Source organism: Actinomadura luzonensis (assembly GCF_022664455.2).
Taxonomy (GTDB): Bacteria; Actinomycetota; Actinomycetes; order Streptosporangiales; family Streptosporangiaceae; genus Nonomuraea; species Nonomuraea luzonensis.
Map to the genome: position 1 here is coordinate 3,286,466 of NZ_JAKRKC020000001.1, position 21,968 is coordinate 3,308,433.

Here is a 21,968-nt window from a genome sequence, read left to right on the forward strand (position 1 = left end):
CGGGCCGGCGAGCGGCGCCCGTCCGACCTGTCATACTTCGCACGGCATCAACAGTTTCGGCAGGTAGGACGGGGGAGAGGGGACAGGTGGAGCTGCGTGACATCGAGATCTTCCTGACCCTGGCCGAGGAGTTGCACTTCGGCCGGACCGCTGAGCGGCTGCACGTGTCGGTCGCGGCGGTGAGCAAGGCGGTCAAGAAGCAGGAACGGGCCATCGGGGTCGAGCTGTTCGCCCGCAACAGCCGCAACGTACGGCTGACGCCCGTGGGGGAGCAGCTTCGCGACGACCTGCGCGGGCTGCATCAGGGGTTGGCGCAGAGCCTGGAGCGGGCCCGGCTGGCGGCCCGGGGCAAGACCGGCACGTTGCGGGTCAGCCTGTTCCCCGTCAACGTCCAGGAGATGCGCCGGTACTGGGACACCTTCCGCTCCCGGTACCCGCAGTGGGAGCTGCGGCTGCGCGTGTCGGCCTATCCGGATCCGTTCGCCCAGCTGCGCGACGGGGAGGCCGACGTCCTGGTCACCTGGCCGCCGCTGGACGAGCCCGACCTGACCGTGGGGCCACTGCTGTTCGCCGAGCCCAGGGTGCTGGCCATGGCCGAGGACAACGACCTGGCCAAGTGGTCCACGGCCTCCATCGAGGCGGTCGGCGACTACCGGCACGTGATCGTCGAGTCGGTGCCGGATGAGTGGATGGCACGCTACGTCCCCGAGCTCACCCCCAAGGGCCGGCCGATCGAACGCACCGCCGTCGTGCACAACATCGAGGACATCCTCATGTACACGACCATGGGGGAGACGATCTCCCTGTTCCCGGCCCACGTGACCCGCTACTACCCGCGCCCCGGCATCGTCTACCGGCCGGTCACCGACATGGAGCCGCTGCCGTACGCGCTGGTGTGGCGCAGCGACGCGGAGAACGACCTGATCCGCGCCCTCGCCCGGGTGGTGCGCGAGGTGGGACCGCTGCCCGGCTGGGACCGTTGACCCCAGGTTGACGACCGTTGCGATGGTCGTCGTTGTTCCCGGCACCGCCCGGCGTGATGCTTGTTCCGTCCGAAGAACACGCCCTGTCGGGAGGTGAAGGGGAACGTGTCCTTTTCTGATGCCGAGGCATGAACATCGTCTCTTCCACGATCTCCCTGACCGTCGACGATCCGGCCGCTTCCAGCCGGTTCTTCACCGGGCACCTCGGCTTCCGCCAAACCCTGACCGGCGACGGGTTCATCGCGCTCGGCCGTGACGACGCGGCCGTCGACCTGCTGCTGGTGGAGCGCGACGCCGAGCGCTGGCGGCCGAGGCAGGAGGACCCGGACGCGATCGTGGTGTTCGCGGTCACCGGCCTGGCCGCGGAGTACGAACGGCTGCGCCGCGAAGGCGCCGCCATCACCGTCCCGCTGCGGCGGGAGCCATGGGGAGAGCTGACGATGCGGCTCAGCGACCCCAACGGCGTGGCGATCCAGCTCACCGAGTGGATCCCGCCGGCCACGGGCTGACGCGGGCCCGGCCCGCTCGAACGATTTCCCCTTTGACGCAAGGAGCATGCGAGCATGTCCATCACCCTGTCCGAACAGGACGAATCCACCCTGCGAACGGCCGCGTGGGGCGCGGTGTCGCTGATGTCGGCCGCCGGCGCCGCCGGCTCGGCCCACAAGGTCGCCACCGAGGGCGCCATCGCCTTGACCTCGGCGACCGGCCTGGTGGGGCACGTGCTCGCCACGGCCCCCAAGGGGATGAAGTACGGCAAGTCGGTCGCCGAACTGGCCGACCAGGTGCTACCGGCCTTGGCGGCGTCCATGAGCCTGCTCAACCAGCGGGATCCGGCCGAGGCCGGCAACTTCCGTCATACCGTCCTGGTCGCCGTCGAGGCGAGCACCCGGCCCCAGCACGGCACGCCTGGCCCCACCCTGACGGAGATGGCGCGGAAGATCACTGAGGCCCTGGACGCCGCCGCCCCCGGTCCGGACCGCCCGGAGCTGCAGAAGATCATTCAGGAGCTGGTCGACTCCGGCATCGTCGGGGTGACGCTGCGCGTGCGTGACGAGCGGGGCGAGTGGGTCGGCAGCGCAGGGGCGGGCGAGCTCGGGGGCATCGAGGCCCCGCCGGCGGACGGGCACGTCCGGATCGGCAGCAACACCAAGACGTTCACCGCGACCGTGGTGCTGCGCCTGGTGGCCGAGGGCAAGATCGGCCTGGACACCCCGGTGGACGACTACCTGCCCGAGTTCGGGCTGGACCGGCGCATCACCGTGCGGATGCTGCTGCAGCACACCAGCGGCGTGTTCAACTTCACCGGCGAGTACTTCGAGGACGGCACGTTCGTCCCGGGGATCCCCGCCACCCCCGCCGGCAAGGAGTGGGTGGACAACCGGTTCCACACCTACCCGCCGCGGGAGCTGGTACGGCTGGCGCTGTCCAAGCCGGCGAGGTTCGAGCCGGGCACCGGCTGGAGCTACTCCAACACCAACTACGTGCTGGCCCGGCTGCTGATCGAGCAGGTCACCGGCCGCCCGGTCGCCGAGGAGATGCGGCGCCTCATCCTGGGGCCGCTCGGCCTGACGGGCACCGTCCAGCCGACCACCGAGCAGGACCTCCCCGCGCCGTACGCGCACGCCTACTACCGCTACGAGGAGGACGGCCGGACCAGGACGGTCGACGTCACCCGGCACAACCCGTCCTGGCTCTCCAGCGGCGGCGACATGATCTCCACCACCCGGGACCTGCAGACGTTCATCACCGCGCTGGTGGGCGGCAAGCTGCTGCCGGCCGAGCTGCTGGCCGAGATGTGCACGCCCGAGTCCAAGGCCGGCTACGGGCTGGGCGTGTTCGTGCAGCCGACGCCGGACGGCGGCACGGTCATCACGCACAACGGCGGCATGGCGGGCCACGCGGCGCTGATGTACAGCACGCCCGACGGCCGCAGGACGCTGACCGCCGCGCTGAACTACGTGGACGACGCCGCCATGTCCGCGGCCGCGGCGTTCCAGCAGGCGACGCAGCGCCTCGTCGCCGAGGTGTTCGGCGGCGGCCAGGCCGGGCCGGCTCAGTAACGGGGGCTCGCCCACCGCGGGGCCGTGCCCCCGGTGGGCGGGACACGCGGCCTCTCGTCAGCGGGCGCCGACCCGGCCTCCTGACGCGGCGGGCGACGGCGGGTAGTCCTCCACGATCATGGAGTTGTACAGGCGCGCGCTCTTGGCGGCGAGGCGGAGGAGGGCGCGCCCGGGCCCCGCGGGCAGGGCGGAGACCAGGCGGGCGCCCTGGGCCAGGCCCCACGCCCCGAGGCGTGAGGTGGGGATCAAGGTCCTGGCCGCGCTGAGCGCGGCCGCGCGGCTGCCGCGCACGTGCCCGGCCATCGCGCGCTCGTAGGCGGGGAAGGCGCGCTCGTGGTCGCCGCCCGCCCGCGCCAGCTCGCCGGCCAGGACGTACGCGCCGACCACGGCCAGGCTGGTGCTGCCGCCGACGGCCGGGCCGGGGGAGTAGCCCGCGTCGCCGACGAGCGTCACCCTCCCACGGGACCAGGTGTCCATCCGGAGCTGGCTGATCGAGTCGAAGTAGAACGCCGGGGTGCGGTCGAGCTCGTCCAGCCAGCGGTCGACCTCGGGGTGCATGCCGCCGAACGCGCCGCGCAGCAGCTCCTTCTGGCGGGGCACGTCCTGGTGGTGGTGGCCGAGCTCGCGCTCGCTGCGGAACAGGAACAACGCCCGCGCCTCGCCGAGGTGGCGGGCGCCGTACATGCCGGCGGTGCGGCCGGCGCCGACGTGCATGATCAGCTCGCCGTCGAGGGCGGGAACGGCGGGCAGGGTCAGCACCCCGAAGTAGGCGCCGATGAAGGCGCTGAAGCGGGACTCCTCGCCGAAGACCAGGCGGCGCACGTTGGAGTGCAGGCCGTCCGCGCCGACCACGAGGTCGAAGCGGCGCGGCGCGGCGTTCTCGAACCGTACCTCGCCGTCGGGCGAGATCGCGGTGATCGAGTCGCCGAAGACGTACTCGACGTCGTCGCGCGTGGCGTCGTGGTAGATCTCGCTGAGGTCGTCGCGCATGATCTCGACGTGCCGGCCGGAGGCGGCGCCGAAGATCTTGGTCAGGTCCGCCCGGGCGGGACGCCGCGCGCCCTCCCGGTGGACGGTCATGCGTTCGGTGCCGGTGGCCCGCTCCTCAAGGCGCGCGAGCACGCCCATCTTCTCCGAGATGTCCATCGCGGGCCGGAACAGGTCGACCGCGTGCCCGCCCGTCTTGCGCAACGCCGGGGCCCGCTCCACGACGGTCACCTCGAAGCCGTGCCGGGTGAGCCAGTACGCCAGCACCGGACCGGCGACGCTGGCGCCGGAGACGAGAATCCGCGCCGAACCTTTCTTTGACACGCCGTAAGACTTCACTATCTCTTACATCATGTCAAGACTATGGCTGGACGCGGTTCGAGGGGAGCGAGCGGCGCGCCCAGGGACGCTCACGTGCTTGGACCGCTGGCGACCACCAGCACAGCCCAACGGGCGCCCGACGGCGCCTCGATCCGCACCGTCTCCACGGCAGACTCCGAAGCGTAGCGATGGTCGACGGTGTACGCCCCGAACCCGGCACTGCACTGCCGCGCGCTCTTCCAGCCCTTCTGCGGCACGATCACCAGCATGCCCCGGGAGCCCACGCAATCGACGGCGACCTTGTAGAAGTCGCCCGCCTTCACCTTCCCGGCCCACTTGGTCTGGTGGCCCGAGTCGGCGACATGCTGCAGAAGGACCTTGCCCTTGACTTTCGTCCGTAGATCTATCAGGGGGCGCTCCGGCAGCAAGGTCGCGGGAACCGAGGATGCCGGTGTGGAAACCGGCGCGGGCGAGCTCGATCCCGCAGGCGGACGAACACTTCGTCACGGAAGGTGCGGGACAACACGGCGACGCCCTGACTGAAGGCGAGCACGTGCATGGCCGGCTCGTCGGCCTCGTATCAAGTTACAAAAGTTGCAACTTGTAACCAACTCCCGTAGCTTGCCCGTATGGAGCAAAGAGGCCATGACCGCGAGCGGACCGGGAGCAAGCGCTGATGCCTGCCCGGACCCCCCTGGACGCGGGCGCCATCCTGGCGGCCACGGAGGACATCCTGCGCCGCCACGGACCGGACAAAGCGACCGTCATCGACGTCGCCCGGGCGCTCGGGGTCAGCCACGCCGCCGTCTACAAGCACTTCGCCTCCAAGCAGGCGCTGCGCGAGGCCGTGACCCGGCGCTGGCTCGACCGCAACCGTGACACCCTCGCCGTCGTCGCGGCCGACCGCGCGGTCCCGCCGGCGCGGCGGCTGCGTGCCTGGTTGCACGCCGTCCTGGCCGTCAAGCAGGCGAAGATCCGTGAGGACCCGGAGCTGTTCGCCGCGTACGGGATCCTCGCGGCCGCGCACAGCGCCGTCGCCACCGACCACGTCGCCGACCTGCTGGCCCAGCTGACGGCCATCATCGCCGACGGCGTCGAGGACGGCAGCTTCCGCACCGGTGACCCGCGGGCCACCGCCCGCGCGGTCTTCCACGCCACCGCCAAGTACAACCACCTCGCCCATGCCGCCGAATGGCAGGACCCGGGCATCGGCGCCGAGCTCGACGAGGTGTGCAGCTTGCTGCTCGAGGGGCTGCGGGCCCCCGCATCCCCATAGCCGCACCGGACAAGGAGCACGAACAACTGTGGTGCAAGCAATCGGAGTGACGACACCAGGTGGACCGGACGCGCTCGCCGAGCTCGATCTGGCGCCCGAACCGATCGGTCCCGGTCAGGTCAGGATCCGGGTCACCACCGCCACGGTGAACCCGGTCGACGCGGTCATCCGCTCCCGTCCGCGGCAGGACGAGGCGGACGCGGTGCGGGTGCCGGGCATGGAGGTCGCCGGCGTGATCACCGAGGTCGGCCCCGTCGTCGACCGCGCGTTCACGGTCGGGGACGCCGTCATGGCCATCGTGGTGCCCTCGGGCGAGCACGGCGGCTACCGGGCGGACCTGGTCGTGCCGGCGCGGTCGGTCGCGAAGATCCCGGCCGGCCTGTCGGACGTCCAGGCCGCCACCATCCCGATGAACGGGCTCACCGCGCAGCTCGCGCTCGACACGCTGGCGCTCCCGGCCGGGGCGACGGTCGCGGTCACCGGCGCCGCCGGGAGCGTCGGCGGATACTTCGTCCAGCTCGCCAAGCAGGCCGGGCTGGTCGTCGTCGCCGACGCCGCCCGCCAGGACGAGCCCTTCGTCCGCGCCTGCGGGGCCGACGAGGTCGTGCCACGGGGGGACGACTACGTGGCGCGGGTCCGCCGCCTCCGCCCCGGCGGCGTCGACGGGCTTCTCGACGCGGCCGCGCTGGAGGCCGCCGCGCTCCCGGCCGTCAAGGACGGCGGCACCGTCGTCACCGTCCGCGGCTACCAGGGGGACGGGACCGGACGGGTCCGCGTCGCCCCGATCTTCGTCCGGGACTACGTCGAGGCCCCGGCCGAGCTCGACCGGCTCGCCGCACTCGCCGGCGACGGACGGCTCACCGTCCGCGTGGCCGGCCGGCTGCCCGCCTCCCGGGCCGCCGACGCGCACCGCTCCCTCGGACGACGCGGCGTTCGCGGGCGGTTCGTCCTGCGGTTCGACTGACCGGTCCCGCCGCCGAGCGCGGTGCGGTCATGTGACGCGTGTCACCGCGGCCGGATGTCACACAGCGGCGAGCTCCAACGCCTTGTGCATGAGCAGCATTCGCGGTGAACAGGCGGGAGCCAGCCATGACCGAGCGCCAGGACGCGACGACCGGCACAGCCGAGCCGGCGGCCGGTGGCGACCGGCTGGACGCGGCGACCCAGGCGTTCCTCGCCCACCGCAACCTGCTGTTCACCGTCGCCTACGAGATGCTCGGCTCGGCGGCCGACGCCGAGGACGCCCTGCAGGAGACCTGGTTGCGGTGGGTCAAGGTGGACCTCGCACAGGTGGCCGACCAGCGCGCCTACCTGGTGCGGATCACCACCCGGCGGGCGCTGGACCGGCTGCGCAGCATGAGACGCCGCAAGGAGGACTACGTCGGCCCGTGGCTGCCCGAGCCGCTGCTGACCGCGCCGGACGTGGCCGAGGACGTCGAGCTCGCCGAGAGCGTGTCGATGGCGCTGATGCTCGTCCTGGAGACGCTGTCGCCGACCGAGCGCGCCGTCTTCGTGCTGCGCGAGGTCTTCGACGTCCGCTACGAGGAGATCGCGGCCGCCGTCGGCAAGGCCCCGGCGACCGTCCGCCAGATCGCGCACCGGGCCCGCCGGCACGTCGACGCCCGGCGGCCGCGCGAGGCGGTCTCCCCGCACCAGGCCCGGGCGGCTGTGGAGTCGTTCCGGCGCGCCCTCGACACCAGGGACCTGCAGGGCCTGCTCGACGTGCTCGCCCCTGAGGTCGTCCTGGTGAGCGACGGCGGCGGCGTCAAGCAGGCCGCGCCGCGGCCGGTCATCGGCGCCGGCAAGGTGGCCCGCATGATCGTCAACGGCCTCGGCAAGGCGCGGGTCGCGCTCACCAGCGAGCCCACCGTGGTCAACGGCGGCCCGGCGCTCCTCCTGCGGGTGGACGGCGAGCTCGACGGCGTCATAGCGGTCCGGGTCGAGGACGCCCGCATCACCGGTCTCTACTACGTCCGCAACCCGTGCAAGCTCACCCGCATCACCTCCGAGACCCCTCTCACGCTGAGGTAGCCCCTGCGGCCGCCGCGTCACTGAAAGGTCATCCATGACAGACAACATCGCCGGCACCGCCGAACTCGCCGATCTGGAGATGCCGGTCCAGCGGGGTTGCCCGTTCACTCCGCCCGCCGCCTACGAGCGGTTGCGCGAGCGGGCGCCGATCAGCAAGGTCCGGCTGGCCGGTGGGGGCGAGGCGTGGTGGGTGTCCGGGCATGAGGAGGCCCGGGCCGTCCTCGCCGACGGCCGTTTCTCCTCCGACAAGCGCAAGGACGGCTTCCCGCTCTACAGCCTCGACGAGGAGACCCTGCAGCAGTTCCGCAGCCAGCCGCCGCTGATGCTCAGCATGGACGGCGCCGAGCACGCCGCGGCCCGCCGTCCGCTGATCGGCGAGTTCACCGTGCGGCGGGTGGCCGCGCTGCGCCCGCGGATCCAGGACATTGTTGACCAGTTCATCGACGGCATGCTCGCCGCCGGCCGGCGTCCGGTGGACCTGGTGCGGGCGCTGGCCCTGCCGGTGCCGTCCCTGGTGATCTGCGAGCTGCTCGGCGTCCCCTACGCCGACCACGACTTCTTCCAGAGCCGCACCGCCATGATGGTGAGCCGGACCTCTCTGACGGACCGCCGGCGCGCTCTCGCCGAGCTGCGCGCCTACCTCGGTGACCTGATGACGCGCAAGGAGTCGGAGCCGGGGGACGACCTGTTCGGCCGGCTGATCGCCCGGAAACGCGAGGAGGGCGACCTCGACCACGCGGCCCTGGTGAGCCTGGCCTTCCTGCTGCTGACCGCCGGGCACGAGACCACGGCGAACATGATCTCGCTCGGCGTGGCCGGGCTGCTCACCTACCCGGAGCAGCTGGCCCTGATCAAGGCCGACCCGGGCAGGACGCCCATGGCCGTGGAGGAACTGCTGCGCTACTTCACCATCGCCGACGGGGTGACCTCCCGGCTGGCCACCGACGACGTGGAGATCGGCGGCGTGAGCATCAAGGCCGGCGACGGCGTCATCGTCTCGACGCTGTCGGCCGACTGGGACCCGGCGGTGTTCGAGGACCCGGCCACGCTGGACGTCGAGCGCGGCGCCCGCCACCACCTGGCCTTCGGCTTCGGCCCGCACCAGTGCCTCGGCCAGAACCTGGCCCGGCTGGAGCTGCAGATCGTCTTCGACACGCTGTTCCGCCGCCTCCCCGACCTGCGGCTCGCCGCCCCGGCCGAGGACCTGCCGGTCAAGACCGACGCCGTCGTCTACGGCCTGCACGAGCTCCCTGTCACCTGGTAAACAGGACATGACGCGGACCAGAGCCCCCAGCCGGGTCCCGGCGCGGCGTCTCCGCCCTGGTCCGAGGGAGAGGCGGCGGGACATGCGGGTGACGATGACGAGCGTGCCGAAACGGGCTGACCGCGCGAACGAGGACTTCACCTGCGCCGGGCCGACGGCGGCGGTGCTGATCGACGGCGCCGGCATCCCCGGCGCCGAATCGATCTGCCGGCACGGCGTGGCATGGTATGCCGCCCGCCTGGGCGGCTGCCTCCTCAGCCTGCTGTCACTCGCGCAGGACCGCGGCCTTCCTGCGCTGCTCGCCGAGGCCATCGAGCAGGTGACCGACGATCATCGTGACACCTGCGACGTGGCCGACCCCATCAGCCCGTCGGCGACCGTGGCCGTGCTGCGCCTGTCCGGCGGCCTCCTCGAGTACCTGGTGCTCGGTGACTCGATCCTGGTGCTCGACGGGGCGGGCGCTGCGCCGTTCGTCGTGTGCGATCCCCGTGAGGTGATCATCAGCCGGTCGTACCAGCCCGCGATCGAGGCCGCCGCCGAGGGTGGCGACGAGCGCCGCCGGCTCCTGCGGGACCTGCGCGCCAACCGCAACCGGCCGGGCGGCTTCTGGCTGGCCAAGGACGACCCGCGGGCGGCGGCCGAGGCGATCGCCGGGAGCCGCCCGATCTCCGGGCTGACCGCCGCCGTTCTGCTCAGCAATGGGGCCGGCCGCATCGTGGACCGGTTCCGGCTCGCCGACTGGCCACAGGTTCTGGCCGTTCTGGCGGCGAGCGGACCTGCCGAGATCATCCGTCAGGTCCGGGAGGCGGAAGCGCGTCATGGGGTGGCGGCGGACGATGCGACGATCACCTACTGCACCGATCTCAGCGAGGCCGCCGACGCGGCGCGCCCTGCCGTCCAGCTCATGCCCGGGCCGCGAACCGCGCGCGTACCCACAGGCAGCCGAGCAACGAGAGCCCGGCGCACCCGGTGATCGCCATGACGACCGGGCCCGCGGACGGCGGGCCGGTCAGCAGGCCGCGGAGCGTCTCGACGAGCGGGGTGAACGACGACGACGGAGGCCATGGCCGCACCTCAGGCCCCTTCTTGCCGGCCGGCACGAGCCCGATGATGATCCCGATGGCCACGAGGCTCCCGAACAAGGCGTCGTAGCGGGCCAGCGGGCCGCGCATCGCGTGGCGGACATCGAGGCCGTCCAGGACGAGCTTGCCCGCGTACGCCTTGCGCGGCGTCGTGGCCGCCATCACCGAACCGTTCATGGTCGTCACGGTCGCGAACCGCGCTGATGCCCGCCCGGTGTCACGCTGACACGGCCGCTGACACGGCCGGTCGCCGGTACGGCTCAGCCAGGCAGCAGCTCGGTGAGCAGCCTCTCCACGCGCGAGCGGAGGTCGTCCCGGATGAGGCGGACGGCGTCGATGCCCTGTCCGGCCGGGTCGTCGAGCTTCCAGTCCTCGTAGCGCTTGCCGGGGAAGATCGGGCAGGCGTCGCCGCAGCCCATCGTGATGACCACGTCAGAGACCTGGACGGCGTCGGTCGTGAGGGCCTTGGGCCGCGCAGAGGTGATGTCGACGCCGACCTCACGCATCGCCTCGACGGCGACCGGGTTGACCTGATCGGCCGGCGCCGACCCCGCGGAGCGGACCTCGACCCGGCCCGCGGACAGGTGGGTGAGCCAGCCGGCGGCCATCTGGGACCGGCCGGCGTTGTGCACGCAGACGAACAGGACGCTGGGCTTGTCAGACACGTACGTGCTCCTCACTGAACAGGCGGCGGCAGGCCAGGCTGACGTAGACCAGGGCGACCAGGACGGGGACCTCGATGAGCGGGCCGACCACGCCGGCCAGGGCCTGGCCGGAGGTGACGCCGAAGACGCCGACCGCGACGGCGATGGCCAGCTCGAAGTTGTTGCCGGCGGCGGTGAAGGCGAGCGTCGTGGTCTTGTCGTACGGCAGGCCGATCGCCCTGCCGGTCAGGAAGCCGCCGCCCCACATGAGGGCGAAGTAGGCCAGCAGCGGCAGCGCGATGCGGGCCACGTCGCCGGGCCGGGAGGCGATGGTGTGGCCTTGCAGGGCGAACAGGACGACGACGGTGAACAGCAGCCCGTACAGGGCGATCGGGCCGACGCGCGGCAGGAAACGGCTTTCGTACCAGGCGCGGCTCCGGGCGCGTTCGCCGAGCTTGCGGGAGGCGTAGCCGGCGGCCAGCGGGACGCCGAGGAAGACGAGCACGTAGCAGGCGATGTCGAAGGCCGAGACCTGGAGCGCGGACTGCGCGAGGCCGAGCCGGCCGGGCAGCACCTGGAGGTAGAACCAGCCGAGCGCGCCGAACGCGAGCACCTGGAAGAGGGAGTTGAGCGCCACCAGGACGGCGGCGGCCTCGCGGTCGCCGCAGGCCAGGTCGTTCCAGATGAGCACCATGGCGATGCACCGCGCGAGCCCGACGATGATCAGCCCGGTGCGGTACTCGGGCAGGTCCGGCAGCAAGATCCAGGCCAGCGCGAACATGACGGCCGGGCCGAGCACCCAGTTCAGCAGCAGCGAGGAGATCAGCAGCCGGCGGTCGCCGGTGACGGCGCCGAGCCGGTCGTAGCGGACCTTGGCCAGCACCGGGTACATCATCAGCAGCAGCCCGAGCGCGATCGGCAGCGAGATCCCACCGACCTTCACCGCTTCCAGCGCGGTGTCCAGACCCGGTACCAGCCGTCCGAGCAGCAGCCCTGCGGCCATCGCCGCGATGATCCACACCGGCAGGAACCGGTCGAGCGTGGACAGGCCGGCGATGACGCCCCGCGCGGACATCGTGGTGCTCCTCAGACGCCGGCGGGCAGGCCGAGCAGGGCCGCCAGCTCGCCGAGGGTCTCGGGGACGAGGCGGTAGTACACCCAGGAGGCGCGCCGCTCGGAGGTGAGCAGCCCGACCTCCTTGAGCACCTTGAGGTGGTGGCTGATGGTGGGCTGGGACAGCGCGAACGCGCCCGTGATGTCGCACACGCACACCTCGCCGCCGGCGCGGCTGGCCACGATGGACAGGATGCGCAGCCGCACCGGGTCGCCCAGCGCCTTGAACACCCGCGCCACTCCGGCCGCCCGCACGGCGTCCAGCGGCTCGCGTGTGAGCGGCGGGCTGCACTCCAAGAGCTCCAGGGGTTCCACGCGCCCTCCACATGAACAGGCACCCAAATCGATGCTTCTCTATATTGACACGAATCGAAGCCGCGAGGAACCGGCGGAGAGTCCGCTCCAGGCGACAGGTGTCCCGGGATCCATCGTTGTCGCGCCCACGCTCATGCGCTGCCGCGTCGGTCGCCGCGTCGGTCGCCGTGTCGGCCCTCCGCTCCCGGAAACGGGGTGTGTCCAGTTTCCGTACAGTCCCTCTCCGGTCCGGCGCGCGGCCCACACGCTGATGTAGTAGCTGCGAATCTCAGCCTCGGTGGGGACACGTAAGGCAGTGGTCGAACTGGATCAGCGTGCCTTGGAAACGTTCAGGTCGTGGGATGCAGTTGTTCGGGTGCGCAGTCGTGCCTGGAAGCGTTCGGTGTTGATGACGGCGCGGCGGTGGATTCCCCGGCAGACCGTGGCGGCGTCGTCGTGGGCGTGAACGGTAAAGGTGAGCTGTGTGCCGTCGATGACGCTGAGCTCGGCATGAACGGTAAGGGTGCTACCAGGAGGTGTGGGGGCCTGGTGGCTGAGGTCGACATGCACGCCCAGGGTCTGCTCGCCATCGTGCAGGTGCCCGTCCAGGACGCGCATGCAGGTCCATTCCACGATGCCGACCAGGTAGCCGGTGGCCAGAACCGAGGGTAGGGCGACGAAATGGTCAGATTCGGGCAACAGGTGCGGAACGGTGCGTTCGATCGGAACTACATAGTCCAGCCGTGCGGCCAGGCCCGGCTGAAGTGAAGCGTGCATATGATGGCCCTCCTGTCCGGCGGCGGGTCAGCCGCCTGTGGCGATGACACCAGCCTTATCTATCATCAGCACGACGCTGCGGACCGGGACGACAGGTCGGTGTGGCATTCCTGCCGAGACCGTGAACGCCTGCCGAGGACCAAGTTCGACCGTGTCGGCGCGCTCCAGCTCGATGCGGAACAGTCCTCGCATGACTCCCAGGCGCACCCATACGTCCCCCCATCTGGTTTGGTTGTACCAGGAATCGTCAGGCTGGTCGATCAACGCCTGGACGTCCATGGTCTCCAGGGCGGTGAACAGCGGCTGTAGTGAAGGGCGTAGCTGGCCTGCGGCATGGTTTTCCTCCTTGCGGGCGGCAGCCGAAGCTCCGAGATGGTGCTGGAGTCGGCCCTCGGAGTGTGGAGGAACGGAAACGTACGCTTAAGAGCGCCTAACACAATGACGAGAGGCGCCGCCAGCAGATGAGCGCGCAGGCCAGCTTGAGGAAGGGCTCGTGGATGTCGGCGCGGATCTCCCAGCGGATGTGCAGGCGTCGGAAGGCGTGCAGCAGGGCGAAGGTCTGCTCGACGACCCAGCGATGTTTGCCCAGGCCGGAGCCGTGCTCGGTGCCGCGGCGGGCGATCAGCGGGCGGATCTGCAGTTCGCGTACCAGGCGGCGGTACTTGTCGTGGTCGTAGCCGCGGTCGGCGAGTACTGCGTCGGGACGCCGGCGGGGCCGGCCGCGCTTGCCGCGCACCTTCGGGATGGCGTCCAGCAGCGGGCGCAGCTGGGTGACGTCGTTGCGGTTGGCGCCGGTCAGGATTACCGCGAGGGGGGTGCCGGTGGCCTCGGTGATCAAGTGATGCTTGCTGCCGGCCCGCCCGCGGTCGACCGGGGACGGGCCGGTCTGCGGGAGAAGTCGAGGGCGTCGGCGGCCCGCAGCCGATCGAGCAGCACCTCATGCAGCCGCTGCCACACGCCGGCCTTGTTCCACTCGGCCAGCCGCCGGCACGTCATGCCCGAGCCGTAGCCGAGTTCCTGTGGCAGGTGCTCCCAGGCGATCCCGGTGTGCAGCACGAACAAGATGCCCTGCAGCGCCAGCCGGTCATCCAGCCGCTTGCGTCCCGGATGCCGGAAGCGGCGCTGACGCTGCGGCAACAAGGGCTCGATCATCGCCCACAGCTCGTCGCTGACCTCCTGTGGCTTCGCCTTGGCCATCCGTGCTCCTCTCGCTCGGCTACAGCGAGAGATCAAAGCACAACAAAGATCATTCTGTTAGGGGCTCTAAGCCCGCTCCTCCGGCTCACTGATGGTGCGTGATCGTCATTGAGTGGGAGGACGCTGGTGTAAGTTTCCGTTCCATTCGCCTCTGGCGTCGCGGCCGAGACTGAAGCTGGGCGCGCGGCAGGTGACCCGTTGGCGGTCGAGCGGCAACGGTTCGATTGCTCGGGTCACGGCAAGCAGGGCGTGGCCCTACTTTGCGTTTATGCCGGTGCATTTCCTGAGCGATGGCGAGGCCGCCCGCTACGGGCTCTGCGACGACGTACGACCGGCCTTCCAGCAGAGCGAGGACGGCATCGCCCGGGCAATGGCCACGGGCAGGGGCATCGACGGCGTGCTGCGTGTGGGGTTCGTGGGCACCGCGGTCGGCAGGTTCGTGATCGAGGTCTCCGATCACCGAGAGCCGCTACGCCGAGGGCACCTCGCTCCTGCACGGCGACCAGATAGACGTCCTGCTGGTCGGCGCACCGTCGCTGGAGCCGGAGGTGGCGGTCTCCTCCCGGCCCCCGTTCGCGCGCCGCGAGTCGGTCTCGATGGAGGACCTGGCCCGCGACAAGGTGCTGCGACCCAGAAACTTCACCGGCGAGGCGGACGCGCTGGTGGTGCCGCGCACCACGCCGGGCGGCCTGCCGATCGCGCGCGGCCTCACGTTCGGCACCATCCAGGAGATGCTCGCGCTCATCGGGGCGGGCAAGGGCGTCTTCATCGTGCCCGCGCACGCGCGCCGCGCGTTCACGCAGGCGGCGGCCGACTACCTGCGCCTGCATCCGGATCCGGATCCGCTCAACCTACGCGTCGGTCAGCACGAGCTTGGCGCCGAGGCCGATGAACGCCGCGCCGAAGACGCGCCGCATCCAGGTCAGCACCCGGGGCCTCGTGATCACGTGCTGTCGGACGGCCGCGGCGGCCAGCCCATAACCGACGAAGACGACGAAGGTCAGCGCCATGAAGACGGCACTCAACTGTAGCATGCGCAGGAACGCGTTGGGCTCGGTCGCGCTCACGAACTGTGGCAGGAACGCGAAGAAGAAGATGGACAGCTTCGGGTTGAGGATGTTGACCAGCACCCCGGAGGCGATCATCCGCCCGGCGCTTCTGGGCGCTGCCTCCGCCTCCACGCTGAGCGCACCCCGCTCCCGCAGCGTGCTCCACGCCATGTAGAGCAGGTAAGCCACGCCCAGGTACTTGAGGGTCTCGAAGGCGAGCGCGCTCGTGTGCAGCAACGCGGCGAGACCGGTGATCGCGGCCGCCATGTGCGGGACGATGCCCAGCGTGCAGCCGAACGCCGCGACGGCCCCTGCCCTGCCGCCGTGCGAGAGCCCGGCCGCCAGCGTGTAAAGGACGCCGGTGCCCGGCGTGATGACGATGACGAGCGACGTCACCAGGAACTCGATGCTCACGACGATCTCCAGGGCTCGGGGGACGGCCCAGCCAACCACCTCTCCACCTTCTATGTCAAAACAAGTTCTCTTTAGAAGGTGTCTTTCCATCCAGCACGGCAAGAGATGATCACGAAGTAGGGGTGACGGTAAGAAATGTGTCAGTGCGCCATGGAAAGCGCTGTTTGTCCGAATGGAGGTGGAAGACCACCATCGCCCGGCTGTCGTAGCGGCGGGGTGAAGCAGGAGGCAGCCTGAGCCGGGGATCACCGGGGAGGGCGGGAGCAGCCTCGACGAAGTCGGGTCGGTCCAGCACTACCGGATGGGCCGGGCCCGGTGAGCGAGACGGGAAGGTATACGCGAGGAACCGGTGTCTTACGCCTCTTGAATTCTTGCCAGCTCCAACCCGGTGGATGTGGGCTGGTCAGCGGTGCGTACTCGCTCCTCATGACGGGCGAGGAACTTCTGGTCGGGTATTGGCAGCCTGGGCTGGGAGGTCACGGTGAAGGACTACGGCGTAGCCGTGGCGAGGCCGCAGGGGTAGAGCCGGGTGCCTAACCCGTTGATCGGACAGCAGTGAACATGGGAACCGTTCGGGTTCGTTCTCCTGCTGCTTGCCTTTCCAGGCGGGCGGCGGGAGATAGGTGTGATGCCCGCCGAAGGCCCGAGCGGGGCGGAGCCGCCGTAGTACTCGGAGCTGGGGAGAGCCCGGCACGTGGGGAAGGGCGGCAGCGTGTCGGTCAAGGAGAAGAGTGCAATGTCCGAAGATGCGCCGGTGAATGCCGGCGCCGTGAGGTGGCCGGACGCTGATCCGGCTTACCTGGCGGTACGGAGGATGCAGAGCAAGTTGCACCGGTGGGCGGTCAAAGACCCTGACCGCCGGTTTGGTGACCTGTTCAACCTCGTCTATGACCCGGCGTTTCTGATGCACGCGTGGGAACGCGTGTCCACCAACACCGGAGGACGAACTCCGGGAGTCGATCGGGCCACAGCCTTACAGATCGAGACCCGGATCGGGGTTGAGGCTTTCCTGGCGCAGATTCGCACCTCGCTGAAGTCGGGCGAGTTCGAACCTGCTGAGGTGCGGCAGGTGATGATTCCCAAGGCGGGCGGCAAGTTGCGCAAGCTGGGCATCCCCACCATCGCCGACCGAGTGGTCCAGGCCAGCCTCAAGGCGGTGCTGGAACCCATCTTCGAGGCGGACTTTCTGCCGTCCTCATATGGGTTCCGCCCCAACCGGCGAGCACACGACGCCGTCGCCGAGATCCACCATCTGTCCTCGGGCTCCATGAAGTACCACTGGATCCTGGAGGCCGACATCCACGCCTGTTTCGACGAGATCGAGCACACGGCGCTGATGACCCGGCTGCGGGCAAGGATCTCCGACAAGCGCGTGAACACGCTGGTGAAGGCGTTCCTGAAATCCGGTGTCATGACGACAATCGGAGACTGGGAAGCGACACCGGCCGGAACACCCCAGGGTGGCGTCCTGTCTCCGCTGCTGGCCAACATCGCCTTATCCGCGCTGGACGAGCACTTCGACCGGCAATGGAAACGGGAGATGCGAACCGACAAGTGGCGGGCCAGGCGCAGGAGGAACGGCCTGGGCAACTGGCGGCTCATCCGATACGCCGACGACTTCGTTGTGGTCGTATCCGGCGAACGCCACCATGCCGAGGCCCTGCGCGAGGAGGTGACAGGCGTGCTCGCCCCGCTGGGGCTGCGGCTGTCACCGGACAAGACCCGCGTCGTCCACATCGACGAGGGCTTCGACTTCCTCGGCTTCCACATCAGAAGGCAGCGCAAACGAGGAACGCAGAAGTACTACGTCTACACCAAACCGTCCAGGAGAGCGATCCAAGCGATCAAGGACAAGGTGAAAGACCGAACACGCAGGGCCTACCAGGACATGCGCCCAGACGAGCTGCTGATCAGCTTGAACCGGACGCTGCGTGGATGGGCGAACTACTTCCGGCACGGAGTGTCCAAGGCGATCTTCGGCGCGATTGATTACCACGCATGGCATCGCATCGTCGCCTGGATCTTCCGCAAGCACTCCCGGATCAGCTGGCAGCAGCTGATCCGCCGGTTCTGCCTGCCCGGCACCTGGAAGCTGGCCTGCAACGGCGTCGAGTTCACCGGCGCATCCAGCGTCAAAGTGACCCGTTACCGCTATCGCGGAACCAAGATTCCGACGCCGTGGACACCACCACCGGCAACCGCCGCTGCAGGCGGTTGACCACCGGGCAAGACACGCGGAGAGCCCGGTGCATGGAGACATGCACGCCGGGTTCGGCGGGCGGGTCAGGGAAACGGGCTAATCGCAAGACCAGCACCGCGCCCTGGCCCGACCCAACTGGGCCCCGAACGGGCATGATCGCCGTTCGTCGTGGTCCTCGCCGAGGTGGTCGCCCTGCAGGCGGCCAATGTGGGTATCTGAGGGAGGGCAACCGACCGGCCAGTAGCGTTAGCGAGCCGTCGGGGCTCGGGTTGTCGCCACCAGCGGTTCCAGCGCTGATGTTCGCCGGGGTGGCTTATGTGTCCTTGGTCTTGGCGTCAGTGAGGGTCTTGTGGACGACGCCGATGGAGACCTTGACGCCGGTGGCGATGGTGCGGATGGATTCGCCGCGTTCGCGGCGGGCGAGGATGGCGGCGCGTTTGTCGTCGTCGACCACGGGTGGGCGTCCGCCGACCCGGCCGCGTTTGCGGGCGGCCTCCAGACCGTTCATGGTCTTGCGGGTGATGTCGCGGCGGCGGTCTTCGGCCAGGGCAAGCGCAAGGTCGAGGATGAGGGAGCGTTCGGTGTGCTCACCGGCCGCGGTGCCCTCCAGGACCTTGACGCCGACGCCGCGCTGGAACAGGTCGTTGAGGACGATCAGCCCTTCCAGGAGGTTGCGGCCGAGGCGGTCGACCTTCTGGACGGTGAGCGCCTTCGAGGAGCCGCCCTTCGTTCATCGAACGTGCCGCGAGGGGTAGCTGAACGCTACCTGGAAATGAACGGCAAGATGAACGTTCTGACTCGCCGCGGCGGCTCTCCAACGGGGGGCACGGAAGAAGCGTTAGCCAGCATCCGCCGCAGCGCCGCCCACGCGCCGAGTCATGATCCGCCTAACGGAGGATCCGTACCTCCGCACCGGGTAGATCAGACCACCAGCGGTCATAACGGCGGTATACCCCCGGCTCGCGGTCGGCCAGCAGCGCCGTCAGCGCCTGCGCCTCGGCGGCCAGCTCGTCCCATATCGGGCCGGGCAGCGGATGGAACGCGGTGGCCTCGATTCCGTCGCCGGCCGGCCGCCACACGCCGGCGACGTAGCCGTCGACCAGGAGCGTCGGCAGGACATCGCCGTTGGTCCGGGTGACGAGCCTGCGATACTGCGGCGGGATGATGCGGCTGCGGTCGGCGTGGGCGAGCAGGACGTTGTCCCACATGGGCAGCAGCCGTGCGGGGGCGGGCGTGTCTCCGGCCGGGCGAGGCGCGCCTGGCAGGTCGAACAGCTCCGAGCCGTCCGGTCCGGTCAGCCGCTGGAGTGTGCCTGCGAGGGCGTCGATCGCGGCGCGGGCGCGCTTGCGGGTCACCAGTGCGAATTGCGCCACGTCGACAGCCGACGCCGGGCCGAACCCCTCCAGATAGCGCAGGACCAGCGTTTGCAGGGCCTGGTCGGCTTCCGCTCCGAGCGTCGGCGGGATTCCGGCGGCGACGTAGGCCGGGCGGGCGCCGAAAGACCACGGCGCTCCCGTGGCAGCGTGCAGGAGCGGCGCATAGGTCCGCAGCGCCCACCACACGCCCTTCGGTGGAACGCCGAGCCGCTCTTCGATCCAGGACTGGATCTCGTCCGCGACCCGGGGCTGGTCGGCGAAGGCCAGCAGGTCGCCGACCAGTGCGTCGGCGTCGGCCGGGGTGATGCCGCTGCGGGTGAAGCGGGGGTCGCCGAGCCGGGCGCCGCGCAGCGAGGGCTGCATCGCCTCATGGAGGTGGGGATGGTCGTCGGCGTGAACGGCGTGCAGCGTGATCCGCAGGAGCGTGGCCTTGACGATCTTGCGGTCGGCGAAGGCCGCGTCCAGGTCGGCCGGGTCGAACGCGGTGATCCGGTTCCATAGTGCCAGGTACGGCGAAGCCGCGTGTTGCGCCTGCAGGGCGACCACCCGGCGCACCGCCTCGGTGACATCGAGGGCCTCCCGCCCCAGAAGTAGCTGGCGGGCCAGGGTGGACCGGTTGAGTTCGCGCGTGGTGAGCATGCCGTCATTCCTCCTCGGCCGGCAGGGTCGGATAGTCCGTCATGGGATACAGGCCGACGGCGAATCCGTAGGTCGTCTCACCGGAGCGAGGTATCAGGTCGAACTCCTGCACGAGGTCTTTGATCCGGTGCCAGAACTCGGTGGCCTGATCGGGCGAGATGCGGGCATGCCGGATGAACGCGTGCAGCTGGTGAGCCTGATAGGCCGCGGCGGATTCCTTGGCCGCGACCTCGAAGTCGTTGAAGTCCAGCGGCAGTGGGCCGCCGCCCGGGGCTTGGCCGACGCCGACGTAGAACATCCGGGCTGTGCGGCCGTAGTAGCGCTCGTCGATCGCCCGTACGCGCCGGGTCCGTACCACGTACAGCAGCCCGGCCTCGGCCAGAACGTTGACGTGGTGCGCGACCGTGCTCTTGGGCCGTTTGACCGCGGTGGCCAGCTCGGTCACGGTCGCGGCCCGCTCGTGCAGGAGGCCGAGGATCGTGGTGCGCAGCGGATCGCTGATGGCTCGGACCTGCTCCGCGGTGGTGAGCACGATGGTGTCGGCGAGCTCGTAGTCGGGAACATTGGTTGACATATCCAGACTAATCTACCATCTTCGATTGTTCGAGATATACGGTTCATAGGAGGCGGCTCATGGCAGAGATCTTGTTGTTTCACCACATTCAGGGGCAGACGACCGGATTCCTCGGCTTCGCCGACGAGCTACGCCAGGCCGGGCACACCGTGCACGCACCGGATCTCTTCGCCGGGCGCACCTTCGCCAGCCTGGACGACGGCCTGGCCCACGCCGAGAAGATCGGCTTCGACAACCTTCTCCAGCAGGGTGTCCGCACTGCCGACACTCTGCCGAGCGAGATGGTGTACGCCGGCTGGTCGCTCGGCGTCATGCCGGCCCAGACGCTGGCGCAGGCGCGGCCGGGCGCCCGCGGGGCGCTGCTCTTCGAGGCCTGCCTACCCGCCGCGGAGTGGCCGGAAGAGCTGCCCGTGCAGATCCACGGCATGGACGCCGACCCGGTCTTCGCCGGCGACGGCGACCTTGACGCCGCCCGCACCCTGGTCGCCTCGGCCAAGCACGGCGAGCTGTTCGTCTACCCGGGTGACCGGCACCTGTTCGCCGACGCCGGCCTGCCCTCCTATGACGCCCACGCGGCCGCGCTGCTCATGCGCCGCACACTCGACTTCCTCGGCCGAACCGCACCGTGACGGACAGGGATACTGCCTCAATGGCTGCTGAGTACGCCCAGAGTGACCAGTTCCGTGGTGCCCGCATCGCACTTGAACTCGATCGCGGCCATCAGCTTGGGCAGCATCCGCCGGTAGTAGGACGAATACGAGCTGGTCAGCACGGTCCGCACCTGGGCCTTGAACGTCTTGGCGTCCGCTTTCGCCTCGGCCACCAGCGCCTTCAACGTCGCCTCCCCGCCCGCTACCGCGGGGAACACCACCTGCCGGACCGTCCCCTCCGGCCACCACAGTGATGCCTCGGCGATGGAGAACAGCTTCTCGGTCTTGCGGTGCACCTTCTTGGCCTCGGCCTCGATCGCCCGCTCGACCTTCCGCTCCGCCCGGGTGTTGACCAGCGCCCCCATCAACGACGATCGAATCGCCCGGGCCCGCCAGGAGGCCACCAGCCGATCCGAGTAGCCGCCGAGCAGATCTGCTGGAAGCCCGAGCGTCCTGGCCCGCCGCAGCTTCCGGATCTCCTCCAGCAACGTCTCCAGGCCCAGCCGGCCAGGGTCGGACCTCAGCTCCTGCAGGAACCCGTCTTCGCCTGTGGCCAGCTCCCACGGCGCCCGCGTCGAGTCCGCCGACGACCCGTTCAGCACATGCAGGGAGAACTCCCGCTCGGAGCGTGCTCTGCCTGCTCCTGCTATCCGCTCGACCCGGCCCGGCGACTCAATCTTCAACGTCCGGCAGCGGGCCAGCAGCGCCGCCCGCAGCCCCTCGTCGGTGAACACCATCGGACAGATCTTGTCTGCCAGCCACGTGGCCAGCACGTCCTCATCCGCCCGGGTCGACTCCCGAAACCCCAGCGCCTCACGCACCTGCTTGCGGTGGTACCCGATCGTCGACCCAGACCACCGAGGTCCCAGAACAGCGCAGGGCCGACCTTCACCTGCCCCGCCACGTAGTCGACGGCGGCCTTGGGTACCTCGCCCGCGTGCCGCGGGAACCGGCCCTCCTGCTCGAAGAATTTCAGCAACAGACCAAAGCCCAGACGTGTCGCGCCCGTCTGGGGCAACACGATCGAACGGGGA

General features: G+C 70.0%; 22 protein-coding genes and 3 pseudogenes. 11 read left to right on the forward strand and 14 right to left on the reverse strand.

The window, feature by feature from the left end; translation table 11 throughout:
* Positions 1–86: 86 nt before the first annotated feature.
* The 3 genes from MF672_RS16040 to MF672_RS16050 all read left to right on the forward strand — a co-directional run bounded on the left by MF672_RS16040 (position 87) and on the right by MF672_RS16050 (position 3,046).
* Positions 87–983: a LysR family transcriptional regulator gene (locus MF672_RS16040; RefSeq protein ID WP_242376381.1), complete on the forward strand. Its 897-nt coding sequence runs from the start codon at positions 87–89 to the stop codon at positions 981–983.
* 128 nt (positions 984–1,111) lie between these two features.
* A complete protein-coding gene (locus MF672_RS16045) occupies positions 1,112–1,492 on the forward strand; it encodes a VOC family protein (protein ID WP_242376382.1) in 381 nt (126 codons plus the stop codon).
* Between the two features lie 54 nt (positions 1,493–1,546).
* A complete protein-coding gene (locus MF672_RS16050; protein ID WP_242376383.1) occupies positions 1,547–3,046 on the forward strand; it encodes a serine hydrolase domain-containing protein in 1,500 nt (499 codons plus the stop codon).
* A 57-nt stretch (positions 3,047–3,103) separates the two neighbouring features.
* Here the strand turns inward: MF672_RS16050 and MF672_RS16055 are convergent, their stop codons facing one another.
* On the reverse strand, positions 3,104–4,357 hold the full coding sequence (locus tag MF672_RS16055; RefSeq protein ID WP_242376384.1) for an FAD-dependent monooxygenase: 1,254 nt from the start codon (positions 4,355–4,357) through the stop codon (positions 3,104–3,106).
* 86 nt (positions 4,358–4,443) lie between these two features.
* On the reverse strand, positions 4,444–4,782 hold the full coding sequence (locus MF672_RS16060) for a hypothetical protein (protein WP_242376385.1): 339 nt from the start codon (positions 4,780–4,782) through the stop codon (positions 4,444–4,446).
* Positions 4,783–5,030: 248 nt separating this feature from the next.
* Here MF672_RS16060 and MF672_RS16065 point away from each other — a divergent pair, with 248 nt between their 5' ends.
* The 5 genes from MF672_RS16065 (at position 5,031) to MF672_RS16085 (ending at position 9,898) form a co-directional block, all read left to right on the forward strand.
* Complete coding sequence (locus MF672_RS16065) at positions 5,031–5,630, forward strand: TetR/AcrR family transcriptional regulator (protein ID WP_242376386.1); 600 nt, start codon at positions 5,031–5,033, stop codon at positions 5,628–5,630.
* Positions 5,631–5,676: 46 nt separating this feature from the next.
* Positions 5,677–6,594 (forward strand): quinone oxidoreductase family protein, encoded by a 918-nt coding sequence (locus MF672_RS16070; RefSeq protein ID WP_247815257.1) that lies wholly within the window; start codon positions 5,677–5,679, stop codon positions 6,592–6,594.
* A 125-nt stretch (positions 6,595–6,719) separates the two neighbouring features.
* Positions 6,720–7,661 carry an RNA polymerase sigma-70 factor gene (locus tag MF672_RS16075; RefSeq protein ID WP_242376388.1) on the forward strand — a complete coding sequence of 314 codons (942 nt, stop codon included), beginning with the start codon at positions 6,720–6,722 and terminating at the stop codon, positions 7,659–7,661.
* Between the two features lie 34 nt (positions 7,662–7,695).
* Positions 7,696–8,925 carry a cytochrome P450 gene (locus tag MF672_RS16080; RefSeq protein WP_242376389.1) on the forward strand — a complete coding sequence of 410 codons (1,230 nt, stop codon included), beginning with the start codon at positions 7,696–7,698 and terminating at the stop codon, positions 8,923–8,925.
* Positions 8,926–9,007: 82 nt separating this feature from the next.
* Positions 9,008–9,898 carry an integrase gene (locus tag MF672_RS16085; RefSeq protein WP_242376390.1) on the forward strand — a complete coding sequence of 297 codons (891 nt, stop codon included), beginning with the start codon at positions 9,008–9,010 and terminating at the stop codon, positions 9,896–9,898.
* On the opposite strand, the gene MF672_RS16090 is transcribed toward MF672_RS16085, so the two are convergent.
* From MF672_RS16090 to MF672_RS16120, 7 genes and pseudogenes are all read right to left on the reverse strand, one after another.
* Positions 9,828–10,184 (reverse strand): hypothetical protein, encoded by a 357-nt coding sequence (locus tag MF672_RS16090; RefSeq protein ID WP_242376391.1) that lies wholly within the window; start codon positions 10,182–10,184, stop codon positions 9,828–9,830. The two genes, MF672_RS16085 and MF672_RS16090, sit on opposite strands and share 71 nt — an antisense overlap.
* Before the next feature lie 83 nt (positions 10,185–10,267).
* A complete protein-coding gene (locus MF672_RS16095; protein WP_242376392.1) occupies positions 10,268–10,672 on the reverse strand; it encodes an arsenate reductase ArsC in 405 nt (134 codons plus the stop codon).
* Positions 10,665–11,726, reverse strand: a complete 1,062-nt coding sequence (arsB, locus tag MF672_RS16100; RefSeq protein ID WP_302893217.1) for an ACR3 family arsenite efflux transporter — start codon at positions 11,724–11,726, stop codon at positions 10,665–10,667. The genes MF672_RS16095 and arsB overlap by 8 nt, the downstream gene beginning before the upstream one ends.
* A gap of 11 nt (positions 11,727–11,737) precedes the next feature.
* Positions 11,738–12,079 carry an ArsR/SmtB family transcription factor gene (locus MF672_RS16105; RefSeq protein WP_242376393.1) on the reverse strand — a complete coding sequence of 114 codons (342 nt, stop codon included), beginning with the start codon at positions 12,077–12,079 and terminating at the stop codon, positions 11,738–11,740.
* Positions 12,080–12,388: 309 nt separating this feature from the next.
* Positions 12,389–12,835: a thioesterase family protein gene (locus MF672_RS16110; protein ID WP_242376394.1), complete on the reverse strand. Its 447-nt coding sequence runs from the start codon at positions 12,833–12,835 to the stop codon at positions 12,389–12,391.
* 27 nt (positions 12,836–12,862) lie between these two features.
* Positions 12,863–13,114: a cupin domain-containing protein gene (locus MF672_RS16115; protein ID WP_242376395.1), complete on the reverse strand. Its 252-nt coding sequence runs from the start codon at positions 13,112–13,114 to the stop codon at positions 12,863–12,865.
* Positions 13,115–13,265: 151 nt separating this feature from the next.
* Positions 13,266–14,032, reverse strand: a pseudogene (locus tag MF672_RS16120) (IS5 family transposase).
* A 596-nt stretch (positions 14,033–14,628) separates the two neighbouring features.
* Here MF672_RS16120 and MF672_RS52125 point away from each other — a divergent pair.
* Positions 14,629–14,817: pseudogene (locus MF672_RS52125) on the forward strand (LysR family transcriptional regulator); the annotation flags it as partial.
* A 66-nt stretch (positions 14,818–14,883) separates the two neighbouring features.
* Here the strand turns inward: MF672_RS52125 and MF672_RS16130 are convergent.
* Entirely contained in the window at positions 14,884–15,534 is a 651-nt protein-coding gene (locus tag MF672_RS16130) for a LysE family translocator (RefSeq protein WP_242376397.1), read from the reverse strand.
* Positions 15,535–16,207: 673 nt separating this feature from the next.
* On the opposite strand from MF672_RS16130, the gene ltrA reads away from it, so the two are divergent.
* Positions 16,208–17,713, forward strand: a complete 1,506-nt coding sequence (gene ltrA, locus MF672_RS16135; RefSeq protein WP_242384135.1) for a group II intron reverse transcriptase/maturase — start codon at positions 16,208–16,210, stop codon at positions 17,711–17,713.
* A 295-nt stretch (positions 17,714–18,008) separates the two neighbouring features.
* Here the strand turns inward: ltrA and MF672_RS51375 are convergent.
* From MF672_RS51375 to MF672_RS16155, 3 genes and pseudogenes are all read right to left on the reverse strand, one after another.
* Positions 18,009–18,401: pseudogene (locus MF672_RS51375) on the reverse strand (recombinase family protein); the annotation flags it as partial.
* 181 nt (positions 18,402–18,582) lie between these two features.
* Entirely contained in the window at positions 18,583–19,710 is a 1,128-nt protein-coding gene (locus tag MF672_RS16150; RefSeq protein WP_242375178.1) for a winged helix DNA-binding domain-containing protein, read from the reverse strand.
* A 4-nt stretch (positions 19,711–19,714) separates the two neighbouring features.
* Positions 19,715–20,284 (reverse strand): ArsR/SmtB family transcription factor, encoded by a 570-nt coding sequence (locus MF672_RS16155; protein ID WP_242375177.1) that lies wholly within the window; start codon positions 20,282–20,284, stop codon positions 19,715–19,717.
* Positions 20,285–20,343: 59 nt separating this feature from the next.
* Here MF672_RS16155 and MF672_RS16160 point away from each other — a divergent pair, with 59 nt between their 5' ends.
* Entirely contained in the window at positions 20,344–20,913 is a 570-nt protein-coding gene (locus MF672_RS16160; protein WP_242375176.1) for a dienelactone hydrolase family protein, read from the forward strand.
* 17 nt (positions 20,914–20,930) lie between these two features.
* Here the strand turns inward: MF672_RS16160 and MF672_RS16165 are convergent, their stop codons facing one another.
* Complete coding sequence (locus MF672_RS16165) at positions 20,931–21,755, reverse strand: hypothetical protein (RefSeq protein ID WP_242375175.1); 825 nt, start codon at positions 21,753–21,755, stop codon at positions 20,931–20,933.
* Positions 21,756–21,968: the final 213 nt, after the last annotated feature.

Excerpts from the sequence above, each read along its gene's own strand:
- MF672_RS16045 (WP_242376382.1), top strand. The coding sequence starts at position 1,112 with ATGAACATCGTCTCTTCCACGATCTCCCTGACCGTCGACGATCCGGCC.
- MF672_RS16050 (WP_242376383.1), top strand. The coding sequence starts at position 1,547 with ATGTCCATCACCCTGTCCGAACAGGACGAATCCACCCTGCGAACGGCC.
- MF672_RS16065 (WP_242376386.1), top strand. The coding sequence starts at position 5,031 with ATGCCTGCCCGGACCCCCCTGGACGCGGGCGCCATCCTGGCGGCCACG.
- MF672_RS16075 (WP_242376388.1), top strand. The coding sequence starts at position 6,720 with ATGACCGAGCGCCAGGACGCGACGACCGGCACAGCCGAGCCGGCGGCC.
- MF672_RS16080 (WP_242376389.1), top strand. The coding sequence starts at position 7,696 with ATGACAGACAACATCGCCGGCACCGCCGAACTCGCCGATCTGGAGATG.
- MF672_RS16085 (WP_242376390.1), top strand. The coding sequence starts at position 9,008 with ATGCGGGTGACGATGACGAGCGTGCCGAAACGGGCTGACCGCGCGAAC.
- MF672_RS16090 (WP_242376391.1), bottom strand. The coding sequence starts at position 10,184 with ATGAACGGTTCGGTGATGGCGGCCACGACGCCGCGCAAGGCGTACGCG.
- arsB (WP_302893217.1), bottom strand. The coding sequence starts at position 11,726 with ATGTCCGCGCGGGGCGTCATCGCCGGCCTGTCCACGCTCGACCGGTTC.
- MF672_RS16110 (WP_242376394.1), bottom strand. The coding sequence starts at position 12,835 with ATGCACGCTTCACTTCAGCCGGGCCTGGCCGCACGGCTGGACTATGTA.
- MF672_RS16115 (WP_242376395.1), bottom strand. The coding sequence starts at position 13,114 with ATGGACGTCCAGGCGTTGATCGACCAGCCTGACGATTCCTGGTACAAC.
- MF672_RS16150 (WP_242375178.1), bottom strand. The coding sequence starts at position 19,710 with ATGCTCACCACGCGCGAACTCAACCGGTCCACCCTGGCCCGCCAGCTA.
- MF672_RS16155 (WP_242375177.1), bottom strand. The coding sequence starts at position 20,284 with ATGTCAACCAATGTTCCCGACTACGAGCTCGCCGACACCATCGTGCTC.
- MF672_RS16160 (WP_242375176.1), top strand. The coding sequence starts at position 20,344 with ATGGCAGAGATCTTGTTGTTTCACCACATTCAGGGGCAGACGACCGGA.